Consider the following 516-nt stretch of genomic DNA (forward strand, 5'->3'; position numbering starts at 1 on the left):
GGGGTTGATGCCGACAATCTCGATGTCGTCGCCGACGTTGATCACGCCGCGCTCGACACGACCGGTGGCCACCGTGCCACGACCGGAGATCGAGAACACGTCTTCAACCGGCATCAGGAAGGCGCCGTCCACGGCACGTTCCGGCTCGGGGATGAAGTCGTCCATGGCGCGTACGAGCTTGGCGATGGCTTCGGTGCCGAACTCGCCTTCGTCGCCTTCCAGCGCCTTGAGCGCGGAGCCCACGATGACCGGGGTGTCGTCACCCGGGAAGTCGTAGGCGTCGAGCAGCTCGCGCACTTCCATTTCGACGAGCTCGAGCAGCTCTTCGTCGTCGACCATGTCGGCCTTGTTGAGGAACACGACGATATGCGGCACGCCAACCTGACGCGACAGCAGGATGTGCTCACGCGTCTGCGGCATCGGGCCGTCAGCAGCCGATACCACCAGAATCGCGCCGTCCATCTGCGCCGCACCGGTGATCATGTTCTTGACGTAGTCGGCGTGACCCGGGCAGTC

General features: G+C 64.5%; 1 protein-coding gene. It reads right to left on the reverse strand.

Annotation, left to right across the window (positions count from 1 at the left end; genetic code table 11):
• The coding region (locus tag C84B14_RS17975; RefSeq protein ID WP_353226131.1) for a GTP-binding protein at positions 1 to 516 on the reverse strand (516 nt) is incomplete at both ends.

It is taken from the genome of Salinisphaera sp. C84B14 (assembly GCF_040361435.1).
Taxonomy (GTDB): domain Bacteria; phylum Pseudomonadota; class Gammaproteobacteria; order Nevskiales; family Salinisphaeraceae; genus Salinisphaera.